A 16438-nucleotide genomic window follows, 5' to 3' on the forward strand; every position below is an offset into this window, starting at 1 on the left:
GTCGTCCTCGAGGTCGGTTCTGCCACCTACGCGTTGACCAGTACCGACGCAGCACAGCTTCGCGACCAGCTCGCCGACGCCCTCTCGCGGACGCGAACGTTTACCCACACGGAAGCGACGCATCGGCCCGACGGTTCCTACGTCGTTGCCCGTCGCGGGGCGACCTCGAGCGGCCACCGAAAGGTCTTCGACTCCTTCGAAGCGGTGGTCGACCTCTTCGAGGCGCTCCCGGCGACGTTCACGGCGGACGACGTCGGGCGAACGGGGCTCTCCGGCAGTCGGCGACATATACTCGTCTGGCATGTCCTGGAGCATCCGGAGTTCCCCTGTGAGTTGCGCCGCAGACAGCCGTTGACCGCTCGAAAAGTCTGATCCTGACCCATCCATGGGCCGGGATTCGAGAGCGGGCGTTCGACACCCGGCCGATCGCGAATCGAATTCCGGGGTCCCACTTTTTACCGTGGGGATACGAGACAGAGCCATGCGTGAAGAGGACGAAATCCGCGAGCAGTACGAGTTTCTCGTCGAGCAACTCGAGAGCGACGAGATGCGCCACGAGGGCGTCAGACAGATGTTCACGTACTACCGCCGGGCGCTGGGCTGGGTCCTCGAGGAGGAACACATGTGATCGTCGAACCCGAACATATTCCGAAACGGACCAGTCACGTTTCGAGGCAGTGTCGGTACCTTTAAGTTTCTCCGGTGAATTCTACCAATTGACGCTTCGCTTTGGAGGGCCGAAGCGTCAGCGGGGACCAATTCAGGGCGGCAAGCAATCACGCGGCCCTTTTCACGCCGCGTGGTTTGCTTTCCTGTTTACAATGCTTTTGAGTGTAGAGTACTGAGATCTTGCCGTCCACTACCGGTTTCGTGTCGTCCACCGTCGGTTTTGTGTCATCCACTACAGTTTCGTATCGGCATGTACGACAGCCGACGACGGTCGATAGAATCGAAGACCGACGACCATCACGCAGGGCACAATTAATTCTAAACGGAACACAATACATCGTAGACATGAGGACATCGTTATGCGTCACGTCTCGCTTACTGGTCGAAGCCCTTACGTTTCGAAAGCCCCCGGCAATCGCGTGTTCGGCGGAATACCTCGTCCATGCGTCGCCTGCAACCCGATATATTTATTAAAATTCGACAAGAAGTACGAGTGGTACGTTCCCAATGTACGACTTGACAGGATTTCAGCGCGACCTCCTCTACGTGATCGCCGGCGAAGAAGAGCCACATGGCCTCGCGATCAAGGAGGAACTCGAGCAGTACTACGAGAAGGAGATCCACCACGGGCGACTCTACCCCAACCTCGACACGCTCGTCGACAAGGGCCTCGTCGAGAAGGGGAGTCGCGACCGACGGACCAACTTCTACACGCTCACTCGACGCGGTCGACGTGAACTCGAGGCCCGTCGGGACTGGGAGGGCCAGTACGTCGAACTCTGAGACGCGTTCTCTCCAGGTATCGCACCCGATTAGCCCGAAATCCGGTTTGTGTACGACGTAATGCTACCAGACGCTCCCCTGCAGATACAGATACTCGAAGCCCCCCTCGACGAGGCAGTCGTTCGGATCGCCCTCGCCGGCGCCCTCGGGATGTTCCTGGGACTCGAGCGCGAGTGGTCACAGAAGTCCGCCGGGATCCGAACGTTCTCGCTGATCAGCCTGCTCGCCGCTGTCTTCACGATTCTCGTCCTCGAGGCCGACGTCGGTGAGAGCCTGTTGCTCCTCGGCGGATTGCTCGTCATCGTCCAGGGCGTGTTGCTCGCCGTCCAGGGGTTGATGAGTGAGGAAGACACCGGCCTCTCGCTGACGACGTCCGTCTCGATGCTGGTCGCTTACGGCGTCGGGTCGCTCGTCGCGGCAGGGTTCGCTATCGAGGGCGTAACCGTCGCCGTCCTCTCCTCGCTCTTGCTCGTGCTCAAGCGCGAACTCCACGAGTTCGCGTGGGGACTCTCGCGCGAGGAGATGCGCTCGACGACCGAGTTCGCCATCCTGGCGTTCGTCATCTACCCCATCTTGCCGGCTCACTACGACCTCGAACTCGGCACGGTGACGATTCCGCTCGAGCCCCAGGTCATCTGGCTCATGGTCGTCGCCGTCGCCGGAATCGGGATCGTCAACTACGCCATCGTCTCGACGTACGGTGGTCGCGGAATCGCGGTCACCGGGTTCTTCGGGGGCCTGGCGTCCTCGACGGCCGTCGTCGGGACGATGCTCGACCACGTTCGACAGCGCCCGGAGGCAGCCTCGTACGCGGTCGCCGCAATCTTGCTCGCGAATGCGGCGATGGCGGTGAGAAATCTCGCGATCGCCGTCGCGTTCACCGCGGGGAGCGCCGTCCCGCCGCTCGTCCAGGCCGTCGTCCCGCTCGGCGCCGTCATCGTGCTCGCGTTCCTCATCGCGTTCCTCATCGCTGACTGGTCTGAATCCACAGAAATGAACCTCGAGAACCCGTTCTCACTGAAGAACGCCCTCGCGTTCGGGGCCGTCTTCTTCGCGGTCCTCGTCTTCGGTTCGCTGGCGGAGACCTGGTTCGGCACGCTCGGGTTTTACGCCACCGCCGTCGCGAGCGGACTCGTCTCGAGTGCCGGGGCGACCACGTCCGCGGTCGTTCTCTATCGCGGGGGGACGCTCACTGCCCCCGAGGCGACCATCGCAATCTTGCTGGCAACAGTCTCGAGTATCGTCGTCAAGGCGGTGCTCGCGGCGACGTCTTCGGATGGGGAGTTCAAACGCAAGGTCGCACTTTCCAGCGGTGCGCTCCTGGCCGGCGGAGCTATTGCCACTGCACTCATCGTCGTCTGAGTATTGCCCGAACCACAACGAATATTTTTAATCAACGGCCGGCGCAACTCAGGTATGGACCGAGATACGGTCGAGCCGCGAGTCGAGACGATGCCGGGCAAACGAGCGACCGAGTGGGCCGAGTACCACCACCAGTTCGCCGCCCCGAGCACCTACGTCTACGACTTCGTCTGGGATACGCAGGCAGACGCTATCGGCCCGTTCTGTACCGACGTCGACGGCAACGTCCTCATGGACTTCACGAGTCACGTCGCCGCGGCCCCGCTCGGGTACAACAACCCGGCCGTTAAGGAGAAACTCGAGGCGTTCGACCTCGTCGACCCGACGAAAATCGCCGGCCAGGACTTCTACGTGAGCGGCGGCGGTTCTCCCTCGAACCCGGACTTTCCCGGACCGTCTCAGCTGATGGATCGACTGATCGATCTCACCGACCACTACGACATGGACCGGGTGTTCCTCTCGAACTCCGGCGCCGAAGCGGTCGAAAACGCGATCAAGATCTGTTACGCCAGCGGCGGCCACCGTGCGATTACCTTCGACGGCGCCTTCCACGGGCGCACCCTGGGCGCCCTCTCGCTGAACCGGTCGAAGGCCGTCCACCGGAAGGGGTACCCCGAGGTGCCCGGCGTTATCAGCGTCCCCTATCCCTCGAGCCAGGAGCACTACGAGAACGACTGGCTCACGGACGGACCCGGCGGAAACGTCGTCGCTGACAAACTCGACCCCGACCGCGGCGTCGTCGATGCCGACGAGGTCGCCTACCTCATCCTCGAGCCGGTCCAGGGCGAGGGCGGCTACCGCGTTCCCCACCCCGAGTTCGCCCGCGACGTCGAGGCCCTCCGGGAGCGGTTCGGCCTGCGGGTCATCGCCGACGAGATTCAGTCCGGACTCGGCCGGAGCGGCGAGATGTGGGCGGTCGACCACCTCGACCTCACCCCGGACGTCATCACCAGCGCGAAGGGGCTGCGCGTCGGCGCGACCATCTCCCGATCCGATATCTTCCCCGAGGAAACGGGCCGCATCTCCTCGACGTGGGGCGCCGGCGACGTCCTCGCGTCGCTCCAGGGCGTGCTCACCATCGACGCGATTCGCGAGCAAAATCTGCTCGAGAACGTACGCGAACGCGGTGAGCAGTTCCGCTCGATCCTCGCCGAACGCGACATCGAGGGCGTTACCGACGTGCGCGGCCGGGGCCTGATGCTCGCACTCGAGTTCGACACCAAGGATCGCCGCGAGGCCGTCGTCGAGGCGGCGATGAAGCGCGGACTGCTCACGCTCGGCTGTGGACACAAGACGCTGCGAATCCTGCCGCCGCTCGACGTCACCGAACGCGAAATCGACCTCGGCTCGCGGCTCCTGCTCGAGGCCATCGACGACGTCGCGACGCAGACGGCGACGACCGCCTGACGGCCTGCGACTCGACCGGCTAAAATATATTTTAGCTAACATATATTCCGCTGGGTCGCGTCTACTCGAGTGATGACGCGATACCACAGCAGACATGACTCACGGACGGGCAACGACTCGCGACCCAGGCTCGAGTTCGGCGAGCGATCGTCGATACAGGGCTCCCTGACCGGACCGTTCGCACAACACGCGCCAGCGACCGGAGGCGCTGGCGTGCACACCCTCGAGTTCTCGACCGGAACGACGATCATCGGAATCAGGGCGGCAGAGAGCGTCGTGATGGCCGCCGACCAGCGAATGAGCCTCGGCGGGCGCTTCACCGCCAACAAGGGCGTCCGAAAGATTTCGGCGGTTCACCCGACCGCGGCGATGGCCATCTCGGGATCCGTCGGCCCAGCGCAGGACGTCATCAGGCGGCTGCGCGCCGAAGCCGGGCTCTACGACTCTCGCCGAGGCGGGCCGATGAGCCTGCCCGCACTCGCGCGAACCGCGGGAGCCCTCGTCCGCGGTCTCCCCGTCGCCCCGCTCCTCTGTGGCGTCGACGACACTGGCGGGCACGTCTACGAACTCGACGGTGGCGGGAGCGTCGTGGAAGACCGCTACGCGGCCGGCGGGAGCGGCATGCAGGTCGCCTACGGCGTGCTCGAGGGCCGAATCGAGGACGACACGGCGCCCGAACTCGAGGCGGCGACGGACGCGGCGGTCGCCGCCGTCGAGGCCGCGAGCGAACGCGACACCGCGAGCGGTGACGGGGTCACCACCGCGACGATCACGGCCGATGGCGTGACCGTCGATCAGCGGAGGGCGAGCTGATGCAGTCGAACCAGCAGGCCTACGACCGCGGGACGTCGATCTTCTCGCCAGACGGCCGGCTCTACCAGGTCGAGTACGCCCGCGAGGCCGTCGCTCGAGGGAGCCCCGTGGTCGGGGTGGAAACGACCGACGGCGTCGTGTTCGTCGCCGACAGCCGAACGCCATCGCCCTTGCTCGCGAACGACAGCGTCGAGAAACTCCACGACCTCGACGGCCGACTGGCCGCCGCGAGCGCGGGCCACGTCGCCGACGCCCGCCGCCTCGTGGATTACGCTCGCCGGTACGCTCAGGAGGAGCGACTCCGGTACGGGGAGGCGCCGGGCGTCGAACCGGTCGCCACGGCCGTGGCCGACCACGTCCAGGAGACGACTCAGTCGGGCGGCACCCGTCCGTTCGGGACCGCGCTCTTGCTCGGTGGGGTCGACCCGGAACCGCGGCTGTACGAACTCGACCCCTCCGGACTGACCCGGCGCTGGCGGGCGACGGCGATCGGCGGCGACAGCGAGACGATTCGGGCGACGCTCGAGGCGACCTACGAGAGCGAAATAGGCAGCGACGACGGCGTTCGGATCGCACTCCAGGCGCTCGCGGATGCTCGAGGCGAGGAGTGGTCCGGCACGTCGGTCGACATCGGCGTGGTCGACTCGAGTGGAATCGATCGATTCGATTCACAGCGGTGTGCACAGGCGCTGGTGGACGCCGGACTCACGTAAGTCGACCACGCCCTCAGGATCACGGTGAGTGCTGGCGGATATCAAGCCCTCACCGGTGAAAGCCAAATCGTCACCCCTTAGATATCAAAAATTCGAAGTCTGAAGTTTGGTAAACTCATAGAAACAGACAGTAACGTAGTGTGAGATTCACTACGACGAGTTCGTTTGTTTCGCGCTTAAACTAGTGAACTACATGCTCAGTAAACCTGCGAACTGATCAGTTTAAATCTCTCCTCTGATTCACCCGTATCCTCACAGCCAAACCTGCTTGGAAAAGCGTTTACCATTTCTACGTCGCTTGTCTTTTGTTATGGGAACAGATAACGAGTCGAACGCTGGTACTGTCGACGCTATAATATCAGGTTCCATGTCCTCAACTGATCTTCCGATAGATCTCGATGATTTCTTTCAACACCTTTCCAACGAACAAACTCGTTACGTACTGTATCTCCTAACGGAAAGGGGAGGGACTGTTCATCTGGAAGAGATCAATGACTATTTTGACAATAGTAGTGACAAAATGATGCTTCATCACACAGTTGTCCCACGGCTGGTTGATTTCCATCTGATCGACTACGATCAGGAGACTAAAGCGATAACACCGACTCCAATTTGTGACGATCTGACATCTGCTCTCGAAACCGTCAAAACATTAGAAAAGGAACCCGTTAACGAGTTTCTGGAACAGATGAACCGATAAACACTCTGAACTGAGCGTATCGATGCGGTGAGTCCTTTACCTGTACTCATCAATCACCACTCCTCGTTGATTGACTCTCACCATATTCTGCATTCGCGCTGTGTATGCAGCACCAGCTCAGCAGACTATCGTTTTCTGGCAGCTCGGGGCTGCTACATACAGAGGATGACTTCAGCACGATGACCTCGTTTGTTCCACACCCAAACTAATGAACCAGCTGTTCCGTAGATATGCGAACAGAACTCGGAGACTCTTCTCCAGTTGAAACAGTATTAACGGAAATATGCTGAATACACGGCGCATTTCTCGTATAGATCCATCAGATCTATTCATAGGAGTTCGCTTTTTGAGTAATGACACTAGACATGTCCGGTGATTCGACGGTGGAAGCGAGCGTAAAGGAAAACGTCGAACCCTCGTCGCGCTCTGAATCGACCCAGATCGTTCCGCCGTGGCGCTCAACGATCCGTTTGCACAGTGCCAAACCGATTCCCGACCCAGCGTGTTCCTCGATCGAATGCAGCCGTTGAAAGATTTCGAAAATACGTTCGGCATCAGCTGAATCAATCCCGATCCCCTCGTCGTGAACCGAAATCGCCCACTCCGCACCATCTTGTGCCGCCGATACGTGTATCCGCGGGGGACCGTCGCCGCTGTAATCGATTGCGTTGCTCAGCAAATTTTGAAAGAGTTGCCGTAACTGTCTTCTATCGCCTTCGACCGTGGGTAACGGCTCTTGTGTTATCGAGGCGTTGGTCTCTTCGATCCTGAACTGGAGATCCGTGAGTACATCGTCAAGAACGGCGTCCAGATCGACCGTGTCGAACGAATCTCTCTGGGTTTCGACCCGGGAGTATTCGAGTAATCCGTCGATCATTTCGCTCATCCGGTCGGCACCATCTACAGCGAAGTCGATGAACTCTTTGCAGTTCTCGTCGAGGTCGTCGCCGTACCGGCTCTCGGCGAGTTCCAGATAGCGCCTTACCATACGAAGCGGCTCCTGGAGATCGTGGGAAGCGGCGTATGCGAATTGTTCTAACCGCTCATTTGACTCTTTGAGTTGTTCCTCGGTCTGTTGCAACGTCTTGTTTCGCTCCTTGAGCGTTTGGGCGTGGGTACGCGCCTGAGCGTTGTTCACGCCGATTCCCAGTCCCGCGATAGAACCGATCGCTAGCAGGACTGCTTGCGTCCCGAACGCGAAACCGACTTCGACGCCGGGATGGACGACGCGTAGTCCGAGCACGATCCCCATCACGACGACTCCTCCAGCGGTCCACGCGACGATACGTGGATAGAACTCGGGGTTAATAGAAGACGTCGGTAACCAGAGTCCGATGGACAGCAGTACGAGACCCGGAACGCTGAGCAAGATCAAATCAAGTCCGGCTTCCAAAAGCCCGCCACTCCTGGAGAACGCGTCGATTGATTTGCCCACCGCAAAGACGAGAAGCAGAATGCCCACTCCAGAGATAACGAGGTGCCAGTAATTCGTGTTCCTCTGACCTGGTTCGATAGGACCCTCGCTCATTAGTCTTTACAAAAATCATCTACGCTGTTTAGCGTGGCTTTTGAACTTCCAACGCCTTTTTAACCATTCTTGGATAGAGGCTCTACCTCGGTGAGCGTACTCCCGAGGATGCGCTTGATTCCGCGCCGGAGGCGAGAGGCGACAGCCTGGTGTGAGATGCCGAGTTCGTTGCCGAGTTCCTCCATCGTTACCTCGCGTGGGGATTCGAAGTAGCCCCGGCCATAAGCGAGCACTAGCGCTTCCTGCTGCGGTCCGGTGAGCGCTTCCTCGGTGGCCGTTTCGACCGGCGTAAGCGCATGCAGTTCGGTCAGTTTGATAGGGATATCCAGCTCTCGACAGCGAGACTGAAAGGTTGCAATGTCGCTTCGCGCATCACCGCGAATTTCGAACGTCCATTGCCGATTCGTGCCGGTGGCTTTGATGAGCGCAATCTTCGCTTCCGTTAGTACGGTCAGCACGTCATCGTAATCCAATGCCCACTCCACACGCAACAGATACTCGTCGCTGACGGAATCGACGAACTCGATCTCCTTCACTCCTGGATGCACGGTAAACGCTCCTTCGATGTTGTCAACCGATGTTCCCCGAACCCAGAAATAGGGGATCACCACATCTCGTGCGGGAATAATTCGCTCTAATTCGACCGTCACATCCGGTAGTTGTTCGAATATGGTTCCCAGGGGGAACTGATCGGACGGAACCGTAAAGTTAGCCTCAGTAGCCATTGACCGAACTGTGGTGTTCTGGCCGTAAATATTCACTTCAGGGACCGCTCAACCAGAACCTGAGCTAGCCCGAGAATTTTGTCTCGATATTCTACAGAAAATAAAAAATCCGCCCCCTGCTGAACGTAGCCTCTGTATTCAACACGCCGTTCTTTACAGCTATCGGTAAAACCAGTCGTCTCTTCGCTACCTGCCTCCCCTGTACTAAGTACTCACTACTTTCATAGATCAGTTACGACCTCGCGCCACACTCGCGCTCGAGATTCAGCACGATCACAGAGACCTATCATTCCTCGAGGGTTTTCAATGGCCGAAGAACGTACTGTCGAGGGCCGATCAGACAGTCACGCTCTCGTCGCTCGAGTCTGTCTCGAGCGCGGGTTGCGTCTCGTCGTCCTCGGCCGTCGATGGTTCGTTCGCATTCGACTCCGCATCGGACCCGGAATCGGAACTGGCGCCGTCGTCGGTACTCGGCCGTCGGCGGCTATCCACGACGGTACCGTCCCCGCTGACGTAGAGAAGCAACGTCTCGTCCTCGAGGCGTGTACTCACGAGGAGACACCACGGATCGCTCGAGACGGCGCGTTCGCGCCACTCGCGACCGACGTTCCAGAGCGAGCGCTCCTGGACGTCGCGGTCGTGTTCGTGGTAGAACGAGACGACCGCGGGGTGTTCGAGGACCGCGAGGGTGACCGGGCAGCGAAGCGACGCTCCGCAGGCCCCACAATCGAAGGCCAATTGGACACGGTCTGGACCGTCGTCCTCGTCGTCGGCCGTTCCGGTTACGGGTTCGACGTCCGCCGTCGTCGCGCCGCCACAGTCGGGGCAGACGTCGTCGGCGAACGTCCGAATGCGGTGTCGATGGTAGGAGTCGAGGGCCGCTGGTATCGAGACCGCCTCTCGAGTCGCGTACCCGCTCGGCGGGAACGACAGTTCCAGAATCGGCGCCTCGCACGCCCGGCACGAAACGCGAGTGACGTTGTCGGTGACGGTCGCGACCAGTTCGGTCTCCTCGCAGAACGGGCAGGGCTCCGGGAGAGCGATCGATTCGCAGTCCACGCTGTCGGTGTAGGTGCCCGCCCGGATCGCTCGCCCGACCTCGCGGCCGGCGTAGGTGAGTTCGTACCGGTCGTCCTCGCGCTGTCGGACGAACTCGCCGGTTAGCTGTCGGAGGTGGTAGGCGAACCCCGCGGACGTGTCGGTGTCGCTCGCCTCGAACAGCCTCGAGAACGTGCACGGCCCGTCCGAGAGCAGGGCTCGGACGGTGCGCATCCGGATCTCGTTTCCGAGCGCCTGGAACGCGTCGCTGGGGGCTGGGCCGTCCTCAGCGGATCCGGTGTCCATGTCACTGTTTGTGATACGAGCGGCCAAAACCCTGTCGACGGCGGGGTGATCAGACGGTCAGAACTGGTAACGGCGTTCGTCGTCCAGTTGCGGGTAGTTGTTCGCGCCCGTCATCTCGTCGTAGGTCATCCCCGAGAGGTACTCGTCGTAGGTTACGTCGTACCCCGAGCGAAGCTGGAAGTCGAGTTTGCCCGTGTCGACCGTCGTCTGGAAGAGCATGTGAACCGCCCGGCGGAGGAGTTCGTCGGTCGATTCGGGCTCGAGTGCCGTCGCCAGCAATGCCAACTCGTTCCGGGTCTCGCGGTCGAGGGCCACGGTGCACTCCTCGCCCAGGTCGGCGTAAGTCGCTTCGATCTCGTCGGTCAGCGCGTCGAGGCTCATGGCATTCCCAACTCGAGGACGATTCATAGACCTTTCGCGCTCGCTGCAAACGCAGGAATCGCTAGCCGTAAGGTCGTCGATTCACAATCCACGACAATGAGCGAGGACGCCGGATCGACCGACGGCGAAGCAGGGTCGCTCGAGTCGACCGCCCTCCCGACTGGAGACGACCTCGAGGACGTCCAGGAGGGACTGATCGCGTGGTACGAGGCCGATCACCGGGAGTACCCCTGGCGCGAGACCGACGATCCGTACGAGATTCTCGTGAGCGAGGTGATGAGCCAGCAGACCCAGCTGGATCGCGTCGTCGACGCCTGGGACGCGTTCCTCGAGCGGTGGCCGACGACGGAAGCGCTCGCGGCGGCTGACCGCTCGGACGTCGTCGGCTTCTGGTCGAGTCACAGCCTCGGCTACAACAATCGGGCGAAGTACCTCCACGAGGCGGCGACCCAGATCGAAGACGAGTTCGACGGCGCCTTCCCGGAGACGCCCGACGGCCTCCAGGAACTGATGGGTGTCGGCCCGTACACAGCCAACGCCGTCGCGAGTTTCGCGTTCAACGCCGGCGACGCCGTCGTCGACACGAACGTCAAGCGCGTCTGTTATCGGGCGTTCGACGTGCCTGACGACGACACGGCGTTCGAGACGGCGGCCAATCGGCTCATGCCCGAGGGTCGCTCGCGCGTCTGGAACAACGCGATCATGGAACTCGGCGCAGTTGCCTGCACCCAGCGGCCCAGGTGCGACGAGGCTGGCTGTCCCTGGCGCGAGTACTGCAGCGCCTACGCGACGGGCGACTTCTCGGCACCCGACGTGCCGACGCAGTCGGCCTTCGAAGGCAGCCGTCGACAGTTCCGCGGGCGCATCGTCCGCACGCTCCGGGAGTACGACGAACTGACCCTCGACACGCTTGGGCCGCGGATCCGCGTCGACTACACCTCCGATGGCGAGCACGGACGCGAGTGGCTCGAGGGACTGCTGTCGGATCTGGCCGACGACGGACTCGTCGAGCTAGACGAAAGCGAGGGGGAGACGGTCGCCAGGCTGCGGGCGTAGTTGGAGCGCGCGTAGGTGGAACGTGATCGCACGCAGGTCGAGTCGACCCTGCATGCAACCGGAACCGGATCGGCTACCCCTCGTTTCGCGTACGACCACACCGGCTACCCATCGGTTCTCGTCACTCGAGCGGCGCGTGGGTCAGTCGATACCCTACGTTATCAGCGTCGTCGCAAGTACCCGCATCGCTCCCATCGGAAAGCTGGACGTCGACCACCTCGTAGAGTCGAATCCCCGACTCCATTCGCGTGACGACGGGCGTCTCGTAGTGGTCGGCCTCGTAGTCGAGACTCGGCCCCGCCGTTCGCTGGCGCTCCCGGTCGACGAACGCCCGGTGACGCTCGAGTCGGCGCTCACCGATCGACCGGGAACGATCCTGGACCTCCCGCACGCGATCATCGAACGCCGAGACGAACGCCGCCTCGAGTTCGTAGCCGATCGAGTGACGGCCGGCACACATCGCCGCCAGGGAGGTCGTCCCCGTGCCCCAGAAGGGGTCGAGGACGGTGTCGCCGTACGTCGAGTACATGCAGCACAGCCGGTAGGGAATCTCGAGGGGGTACGCCGCCGAGCGCTCGCGCAGGTCCTCGTCCGACGAGTCGAGTGTCTGCAGTTCGCCGGTCACGTCCGACCAGAGGTCCGTGAACCAGCGGTTTCGCTCCTCCCAGAAGTAGGCCGCCTCGTAGCGGTCGTCGTCGCCTGGCGGGAACGACCGCCGGGAGTCCCCCTTCCGAAAGACGAGAATGTACTCGTGCTCGAGGGTAACGTAGGCGTTCGGCGGAATCATCCCGCTACCCATGAACTTCGCGGCGCTGTTGGCGGGCTTGCGCCAGAGGATATCGGGGAGGGGATCGAACCCGCGGGCCTCGAACGCCTCGAGCACGCGGGCGTGGTTCGAGTAGACCCGGAAGCTGTCGTCGAGCGTCCGCGTCGCGTCCCCGACGTTGATACAGGCGATGCCGCCGTCGACGAGTACGCGCTCGAGTTCGTCCCACACCTGATCCAGCTGGACGTGCATCGCCTCGAACGCCTCGCGACCGTCCCCTCGATCGAGGGCGTCACCGACGGCCGGGTCGAGTTCGGCGAAGAGGTCGTCCCACATCTCGATCATCGGATAGGGCGGCGACGTCACGACGAGGTCGACCGACTCGTCCGCGACGGCAGCGAGGTCGCGGGCGTCGCCGGTCACGACGCGGTGGGTCGTCTCCATCGTGTGTCTGTGTCTCCGTCGCCCCCTTAGGTCTTCTCACCCGCGTCGGCGGGGTAAGAGGTCTCCCTCCGTCGGCTACGGGGTGAAACACAGAGGACCGGAACGGTGAGGTCGGAACGGCGAGTTCGACTCGAGACCGTGACGGGCCGTGACTCGAGTTCCATCGGTGCACGGATCGACGTTACGTCGTGACTCGAGTTCCAGCAGCGCGAGGTCCGAGCACACTATACCTTTTGAAGTGAGAGAGGTAGAGGGGGAACGTCCCCGCTGCCCGGTATCCGTCTGTGGACAGTTGCCACTCCAGGATTACGTACCGGCAGTTCAGAACCGACTCGAGAAGGCGACGGTGGTCGCCGTGGTTCGATTACTCTTCGTCTTCGTCTTCAGATTCGCCTTCAGCTGTGGCTTCCGCCGCTTCTTCGTCTTCTCCCTCCTCGTCTTCGCCTTCCTCCGAGGCATCCATCGACACCGCGTCCGTGGCTGGTTCGAACTCCTCAATCGGTTCCCACTCGTCTTCTGCGGCCCGGCGACGCCGCCAGGCCAGTGCCGCGACGACGGTCACGCCGAGTACCACGAGTTTCGAGAGCCAGCCACGGCCTCCGGACGGTTCCGCGGCTTCCGATTCGTCCGCCTCCGTCTCCGAGTCCATCTCGGCGGCCGGGATGTCGATGTCGGAAAGTTCCTCTTTCACCTCGTCTCCCAACTCCGAATCAGGGAGTTCCGAGCGCCCGAACAGGTAGCCGATGGCCGCACCGGCGCCGAGCAAGAGTCCCGCCGCCGGAACCATCCGCTTCGACGACGAACTGCCTCCTTCGGCTTCATCGACTGCCTCAAGGATCGGGTCTCGCAATGGCGAGTCCATGCCGACGCCGATCGCTTCTTTGACGACGCGCTCCGAGAGGGGCGTCTCTTTGTCTGGCATAGTTCGACCATCCACACCCCGATAAATAGTTCTGTGCAATGTTTCAATTTGGGCCGCCACTCAGGCGAGTGGTAGGACGTCCCTACTGAACTGACTGACGCGAAATGCTCGCGCTGGACGTCCTCGACGGGCTCGAGCCCGCAACTCCTTTATCGAGCAACCATTCGCGAGACGCACCCTTCAAAACGGGGTCGAAATACCGAGGGCCTCGAGCGCCCCGAACCCACCGAACCCGTACCCGAAGACGAGCGCTGCGGGAATCGCGCCGGCGACGACAGCTCGGACGAACGAGGTTCGGTGGACGACCTGGAGGCCGATCCACAGGAGGACGGTGCCGTACGCACAGACTGCGAGCCTGATCGCGGGTGCGGGAAGCCCGGCGACGAGACACGGCGCCGTCGCGTACGCGATCACCTGCACGGTCTGGCTGATGCCAGCGCGGTCGTCGACGACTACCAGGAGCAAGAGCGTCTGGACGGCCGAGACCATGTGCAACCCGAATGGGGCGACGAACAACACGAGCAGGCTAATCCAGAACAGCCCCTCGAGGACGGGCGAGACGGGAATCGACGGGAAGTTTTCGGGAACCAGTAGATAGTGGGAGGTCGCGGCGATCAGCACCACTGTCATCGCGAAGAGCAGGCCGGGGGCCTGGTCTCCTGGTGCGACCCCTACCCGGAAGAAGTTCCGGGGCCGGACCAACACCTCGACCCACGCGCGAGCGAGACCTCTTGGGCCGCGCTCGCGTCCGCCGTGGGGGTCCTCGATCCACTGAGTCATGTCTCGATCCGCTGGGTCATCGGCCTCGGTTCGTTAGTCTCGTCGGTTTCGATTCGTCGGTCTCATGGGTCTCGATTCCTCGCTCAGTCTCGCCGGAGGGTATGGCAATGTCGACAGCGTGCCTCGTAGGACTCGTCCGCGCCGACGAGGATCGTCGGATCGTCCACGTGGGCTGGCTCACCGTTAACGAGTCGTTGATTGCGGGTCGCCGGCTCACCGCAGCAGGCACAGATCGCCCGGAACTTTTCGACGTACTCGGCGCAGGCGATCAGTTGCGGAAGCGGGTGAAACGGTTCGCCGCGAAACGTCTGGTCCGTCCCGCTGACGATGACGCGCCGACCGTCGTCGGCCAGGTGTTCGCAGACATCGACGAGCGTCTCCGTGAAGAAGTTGGCTTCGTCGAAGGCGACGACCTGCTCGCCGTTGAGGCCGTCGAAGACGGGCTCGAGGTCGCTGTCCGGATCGATGGCGGTCGCCTCCCAGCGTCGCCCGTCGTGTGAACCGACGTAGTCCTCGCCGTAGCGGTCGTCGAGGGCCGGCGTGAACACGGCGACCTCCTGGCCCGCGATCTCGGCCCGGCGGAGCCGTCGAAGCAGTTCCTCGGTCTTTCCGGAGAACATACTCCCCGTGACGACTTCGATCCAGCCACTCTTCGTGATCGCGTGCATCGGATGAAAGCGGGGAAAGCCGAGGTTAAATCGGTTTCCAATTCCGTTCATCCGGCGTTCGATCGCGCCGGCTCGCAGAACGTATCCCATAACGAAACCGGTCCGGTCCGTGTCGCCGGTATGAGCGTCATCCGCCAGCCCGGACGCTTCAGCCGCCACACTCGCCGCCGACTCGTCGGCGTCACGGCGGCGGGGAGTGCGGCGACGCTCGACACCGCCGCTGTCGGGCTCTGGTTCACCCTGATCGTCGTCGAATCGCGAACGCCATCGACCGCACTCGCCGGACTGGGCATCCTCTTCTGTGGGGCGTTGCTCCGGACGGGCGTGTTCGGCGCGACGACGACCTCGATGTACGCCCTGCTCACGCCGCGCCGGATCGGGGTCGCACTTCTCTTCGTTGCCGCCTGGCCCGCCTGGCTGCTCGTCGCCGAACGAATCGGGAACCCCGAGGGACTCCTCGTCGCCGGCCCTCTCCTGGTCGGAATCGTGGCCGTCCAGATCCACCTCGAGCGTCGCGTGTTCCAGCTCCCCGAATCGCGACGCTGTCGAGTCACGTCACTGCTCTCGGGAGCACTCATCGCGGCCGGCGCAACGACCCTGCTCGCGTCGGCCTGGTTGACGAACTGGACGGTCCTCACGGAGCCACTCGCGTTCGGGGCGACCACCGTTGTCTTCCGCATCGAGGCCTACCAGCTGGGCTTTCTCGTCTTCGGCGCGTTCGCGTTTCTCGCCCACCAGCGGCGGTTTCAGCTCGCGCTCGAGCCCTGATCGCCTGGAGTTCCAATCCGTGGTCAGGCGCCGACGTTCTGGTCGCCCTCGAACGTTCCCGGGTCGGGTTCGATGGTCGCGTACTGCACGGCACGAACGCCGAGGGTCGCGACGCGCTCCTCGAGCGAGTCGTCCACGAACGATCCGTCCTGAATCGCGCTGTGGGCGCGCGGCACGGCGACCTGGTGGGGCAACACCCACGCGTTGAGCGCTCGACAGACGGATCGCAGGTGCTCGAGCGTCGTCACGGGAAAGGAGCCGCCGGCGACCCCCACCAGCCCTACGGTCTTGTCCTCGAACTCATCGAACCCGCAGTAGTCGAGGGCCGTCTTGAGGGGCGAGGAGTACGAACCGTGGTACATCGGCGAGCCGAGGAGCACGGTGTCCGCGTCTCGAATACGCGCGGCAACTGTCTCTGCATCTCCTGCGTCCTCGCGGTCGACGTCGGCGTCGTACAGGGGGAGGTCGTAGTTTCGAAGATCGACTAACCCCGTCTCTGCGCCCGCCTCTGCCGACGCCTCGAGCGCCCGTTCGAGGGTGATTCGCGTGTAGCTCTCCTCGCGGAGGCTGCCACAGACTGCCAGCACCTGGACGTCGCTCATGCGGGTT

19 protein-coding genes are annotated in these 16438 nt (G+C 62.5%); 10 read left to right on the plus strand and 9 right to left on the minus strand.

Translation table 11 applies throughout. The features are described 5' to 3' along the window. Nucleotides 1-33: 33 nt before the first annotated feature. The 8 genes from AC6I65_RS08740 (at nucleotide 34) to AC6I65_RS08775 (ending at nucleotide 6447) form a co-directional block, all read left to right on the plus strand. On the plus strand, nucleotides 34-372 hold the full coding sequence (locus AC6I65_RS08740) for a DUF7528 family protein (RefSeq protein WP_497901533.1): 339 nt from the start codon (nucleotides 34-36) through the stop codon (nucleotides 370-372). A 109-nt stretch (nucleotides 373-481) separates the two neighbouring features. Then, nucleotides 482-628: a DUF8555 family protein gene (locus AC6I65_RS08745; protein ID WP_253435269.1), complete on the plus strand. Its 147-nt coding sequence runs from the start codon at nucleotides 482-484 to the stop codon at nucleotides 626-628. Between the two features lie 548 nt (nucleotides 629-1176). Continuing rightward, nucleotides 1177-1452, plus strand: a complete 276-nt coding sequence (locus AC6I65_RS08750) for a PadR family transcriptional regulator (protein ID WP_312907806.1) — start codon at nucleotides 1177-1179, stop codon at nucleotides 1450-1452. A 60-nt stretch (nucleotides 1453-1512) separates the two neighbouring features. Next, a complete protein-coding gene (locus tag AC6I65_RS08755; RefSeq protein ID WP_497901534.1) occupies nucleotides 1513-2814 on the plus strand; it encodes an MgtC/SapB family protein in 1302 nt (433 codons plus the stop codon). Between the two features lie 54 nt (nucleotides 2815-2868). Then, nucleotides 2869-4221, plus strand: a complete 1353-nt coding sequence (locus AC6I65_RS08760) for an aminotransferase class III-fold pyridoxal phosphate-dependent enzyme (protein WP_497901535.1) — start codon at nucleotides 2869-2871, stop codon at nucleotides 4219-4221. A 72-nt stretch (nucleotides 4222-4293) separates the two neighbouring features. Continuing rightward, nucleotides 4294-5034: an Ntn hydrolase family protein gene (locus AC6I65_RS08765; RefSeq protein WP_497901536.1), complete on the plus strand. Its 741-nt coding sequence runs from the start codon at nucleotides 4294-4296 to the stop codon at nucleotides 5032-5034. Continuing rightward, entirely contained in the window at nucleotides 5034-5747 is a 714-nt protein-coding gene (locus tag AC6I65_RS08770; protein WP_497901537.1) for an archaeal proteasome endopeptidase complex subunit alpha, read from the plus strand. Before AC6I65_RS08765 ends, AC6I65_RS08770 begins: the two co-directional genes overlap by 1 nt. Before the next feature lie 310 nt (nucleotides 5748-6057). After that, nucleotides 6058-6447 carry a hypothetical protein gene (locus tag AC6I65_RS08775; protein ID WP_497901538.1) on the plus strand — a complete coding sequence of 130 codons (390 nt, stop codon included), beginning with the start codon at nucleotides 6058-6060 and terminating at the stop codon, nucleotides 6445-6447. Between the two features lie 325 nt (nucleotides 6448-6772). Here the strand turns inward: AC6I65_RS08775 and AC6I65_RS08780 are convergent, their stop codons facing one another. From AC6I65_RS08780 to AC6I65_RS08795, 4 genes are all read right to left on the minus strand, one after another. Beyond that, nucleotides 6773-7975: a sensor histidine kinase gene (locus AC6I65_RS08780; RefSeq protein ID WP_497901539.1), complete on the minus strand. Its 1203-nt coding sequence runs from the start codon at nucleotides 7973-7975 to the stop codon at nucleotides 6773-6775. A gap of 59 nt (nucleotides 7976-8034) precedes the next feature. Continuing rightward, complete coding sequence (locus AC6I65_RS08785) at nucleotides 8035-8700, minus strand: helix-turn-helix domain-containing protein (protein WP_497901540.1); 666 nt, start codon at nucleotides 8698-8700, stop codon at nucleotides 8035-8037. Between the two features lie 336 nt (nucleotides 8701-9036). Continuing rightward, a complete protein-coding gene (locus AC6I65_RS08790; protein WP_497901541.1) occupies nucleotides 9037-10044 on the minus strand; it encodes a winged helix-turn-helix domain-containing protein in 1008 nt (335 codons plus the stop codon). Nucleotides 10045-10101: 57 nt separating this feature from the next. Then, nucleotides 10102-10425 (minus strand): ribbon-helix-helix protein, encoded by a 324-nt coding sequence (locus tag AC6I65_RS08795; protein WP_254156331.1) that lies wholly within the window; start codon nucleotides 10423-10425, stop codon nucleotides 10102-10104. Between the two features lie 96 nt (nucleotides 10426-10521). On the opposite strand from AC6I65_RS08795, the gene AC6I65_RS08800 reads away from it, so the two are divergent. Beyond that, nucleotides 10522-11481: an HhH-GPD family protein gene (locus AC6I65_RS08800; RefSeq protein WP_497901542.1), complete on the plus strand. Its 960-nt coding sequence runs from the start codon at nucleotides 10522-10524 to the stop codon at nucleotides 11479-11481. A gap of 121 nt (nucleotides 11482-11602) precedes the next feature. On the opposite strand, the gene AC6I65_RS08805 is transcribed toward AC6I65_RS08800, so the two are convergent. From AC6I65_RS08805 to AC6I65_RS08820, 4 genes are all read right to left on the minus strand, one after another. Continuing rightward, entirely contained in the window at nucleotides 11603-12691 is a 1089-nt protein-coding gene (locus tag AC6I65_RS08805) for a DNA-methyltransferase (RefSeq protein WP_497901543.1), read from the minus strand. Between the two features lie 364 nt (nucleotides 12692-13055). Further along, the gene (locus AC6I65_RS08810) at nucleotides 13056-13613 is read right to left on the minus strand and encodes a hypothetical protein (protein WP_497901544.1); all 558 of its coding nucleotides are present in this window, start codon (nucleotides 13611-13613) and stop codon (nucleotides 13056-13058) included. A 180-nt stretch (nucleotides 13614-13793) separates the two neighbouring features. Beyond that, the gene (locus AC6I65_RS08815; protein ID WP_497901545.1) at nucleotides 13794-14393 is read right to left on the minus strand and encodes a YIP1 family protein; all 600 of its coding nucleotides are present in this window, start codon (nucleotides 14391-14393) and stop codon (nucleotides 13794-13796) included. A gap of 83 nt (nucleotides 14394-14476) precedes the next feature. Then, nucleotides 14477-15061 (minus strand): thymidine kinase, encoded by a 585-nt coding sequence (locus AC6I65_RS08820; RefSeq protein WP_497903184.1) that lies wholly within the window; start codon nucleotides 15059-15061, stop codon nucleotides 14477-14479. A 120-nt stretch (nucleotides 15062-15181) separates the two neighbouring features. Here AC6I65_RS08820 and AC6I65_RS08825 point away from each other — a divergent pair, with 120 nt between their 5' ends. Next, a complete protein-coding gene (locus AC6I65_RS08825) occupies nucleotides 15182-15829 on the plus strand; it encodes a hypothetical protein (protein ID WP_497901546.1) in 648 nt (215 codons plus the stop codon). A 23-nt stretch (nucleotides 15830-15852) separates the two neighbouring features. Here AC6I65_RS08825 and AC6I65_RS08830 read toward each other — a convergent pair whose 3' ends face one another. Next, nucleotides 15853-16431 (minus strand): NADPH-dependent FMN reductase, encoded by a 579-nt coding sequence (locus AC6I65_RS08830; protein ID WP_497901547.1) that lies wholly within the window; start codon nucleotides 16429-16431, stop codon nucleotides 15853-15855. Nucleotides 16432-16438 lie beyond the last annotated feature (7 nt).

The sequence above is a fragment of the Natronosalvus sp. KLKA75 genome, assembly GCF_059736265.1.

Bases quoted from the DNA above. Each gene is read 5' to 3' on its own strand.
- AC6I65_RS08745 (WP_253435269.1), top strand. From the start codon at position 482: ATGCGTGAAGAGGACGAAATCCGCGAGCAGTACGAGTTTCTCGTCGAG.
- AC6I65_RS08750 (WP_312907806.1), top strand. From the start codon at position 1,177: ATGTACGACTTGACAGGATTTCAGCGCGACCTCCTCTACGTGATCGCC.
- AC6I65_RS08755 (WP_497901534.1), top strand. From the start codon at position 1,513: ATGCTACCAGACGCTCCCCTGCAGATACAGATACTCGAAGCCCCCCTC.
- AC6I65_RS08760 (WP_497901535.1), top strand. From the start codon at position 2,869: ATGGACCGAGATACGGTCGAGCCGCGAGTCGAGACGATGCCGGGCAAA.
- AC6I65_RS08765 (WP_497901536.1), top strand. From the start codon at position 4,294: ATGACGCGATACCACAGCAGACATGACTCACGGACGGGCAACGACTCG.
- AC6I65_RS08770 (WP_497901537.1), top strand. From the start codon at position 5,034: ATGCAGTCGAACCAGCAGGCCTACGACCGCGGGACGTCGATCTTCTCG.
- AC6I65_RS08775 (WP_497901538.1), top strand. From the start codon at position 6,058: ATGGGAACAGATAACGAGTCGAACGCTGGTACTGTCGACGCTATAATA.
- AC6I65_RS08780 (WP_497901539.1), bottom strand. From the start codon at position 7,975: ATGAGCGAGGGTCCTATCGAACCAGGTCAGAGGAACACGAATTACTGG.
- AC6I65_RS08785 (WP_497901540.1), bottom strand. From the start codon at position 8,700: ATGGCTACTGAGGCTAACTTTACGGTTCCGTCCGATCAGTTCCCCCTG.
- AC6I65_RS08790 (WP_497901541.1), bottom strand. From the start codon at position 10,044: ATGGACACCGGATCCGCTGAGGACGGCCCAGCCCCCAGCGACGCGTTC.
- AC6I65_RS08795 (WP_254156331.1), bottom strand. From the start codon at position 10,425: ATGAGCCTCGACGCGCTGACCGACGAGATCGAAGCGACTTACGCCGAC.
- AC6I65_RS08800 (WP_497901542.1), top strand. From the start codon at position 10,522: ATGAGCGAGGACGCCGGATCGACCGACGGCGAAGCAGGGTCGCTCGAG.
- AC6I65_RS08805 (WP_497901543.1), bottom strand. From the start codon at position 12,691: ATGGAGACGACCCACCGCGTCGTGACCGGCGACGCCCGCGACCTCGCT.
- AC6I65_RS08810 (WP_497901544.1), bottom strand. From the start codon at position 13,613: ATGCCAGACAAAGAGACGCCCCTCTCGGAGCGCGTCGTCAAAGAAGCG.
- AC6I65_RS08815 (WP_497901545.1), bottom strand. From the start codon at position 14,393: ATGACTCAGTGGATCGAGGACCCCCACGGCGGACGCGAGCGCGGCCCA.
- AC6I65_RS08820 (WP_497903184.1), bottom strand. From the start codon at position 15,061: ATGCACGCGATCACGAAGAGTGGCTGGATCGAAGTCGTCACGGGGAGT.
- AC6I65_RS08825 (WP_497901546.1), top strand. From the start codon at position 15,182: ATGAGCGTCATCCGCCAGCCCGGACGCTTCAGCCGCCACACTCGCCGC.
- AC6I65_RS08830 (WP_497901547.1), bottom strand. From the start codon at position 16,431: ATGAGCGACGTCCAGGTGCTGGCAGTCTGTGGCAGCCTCCGCGAGGAG.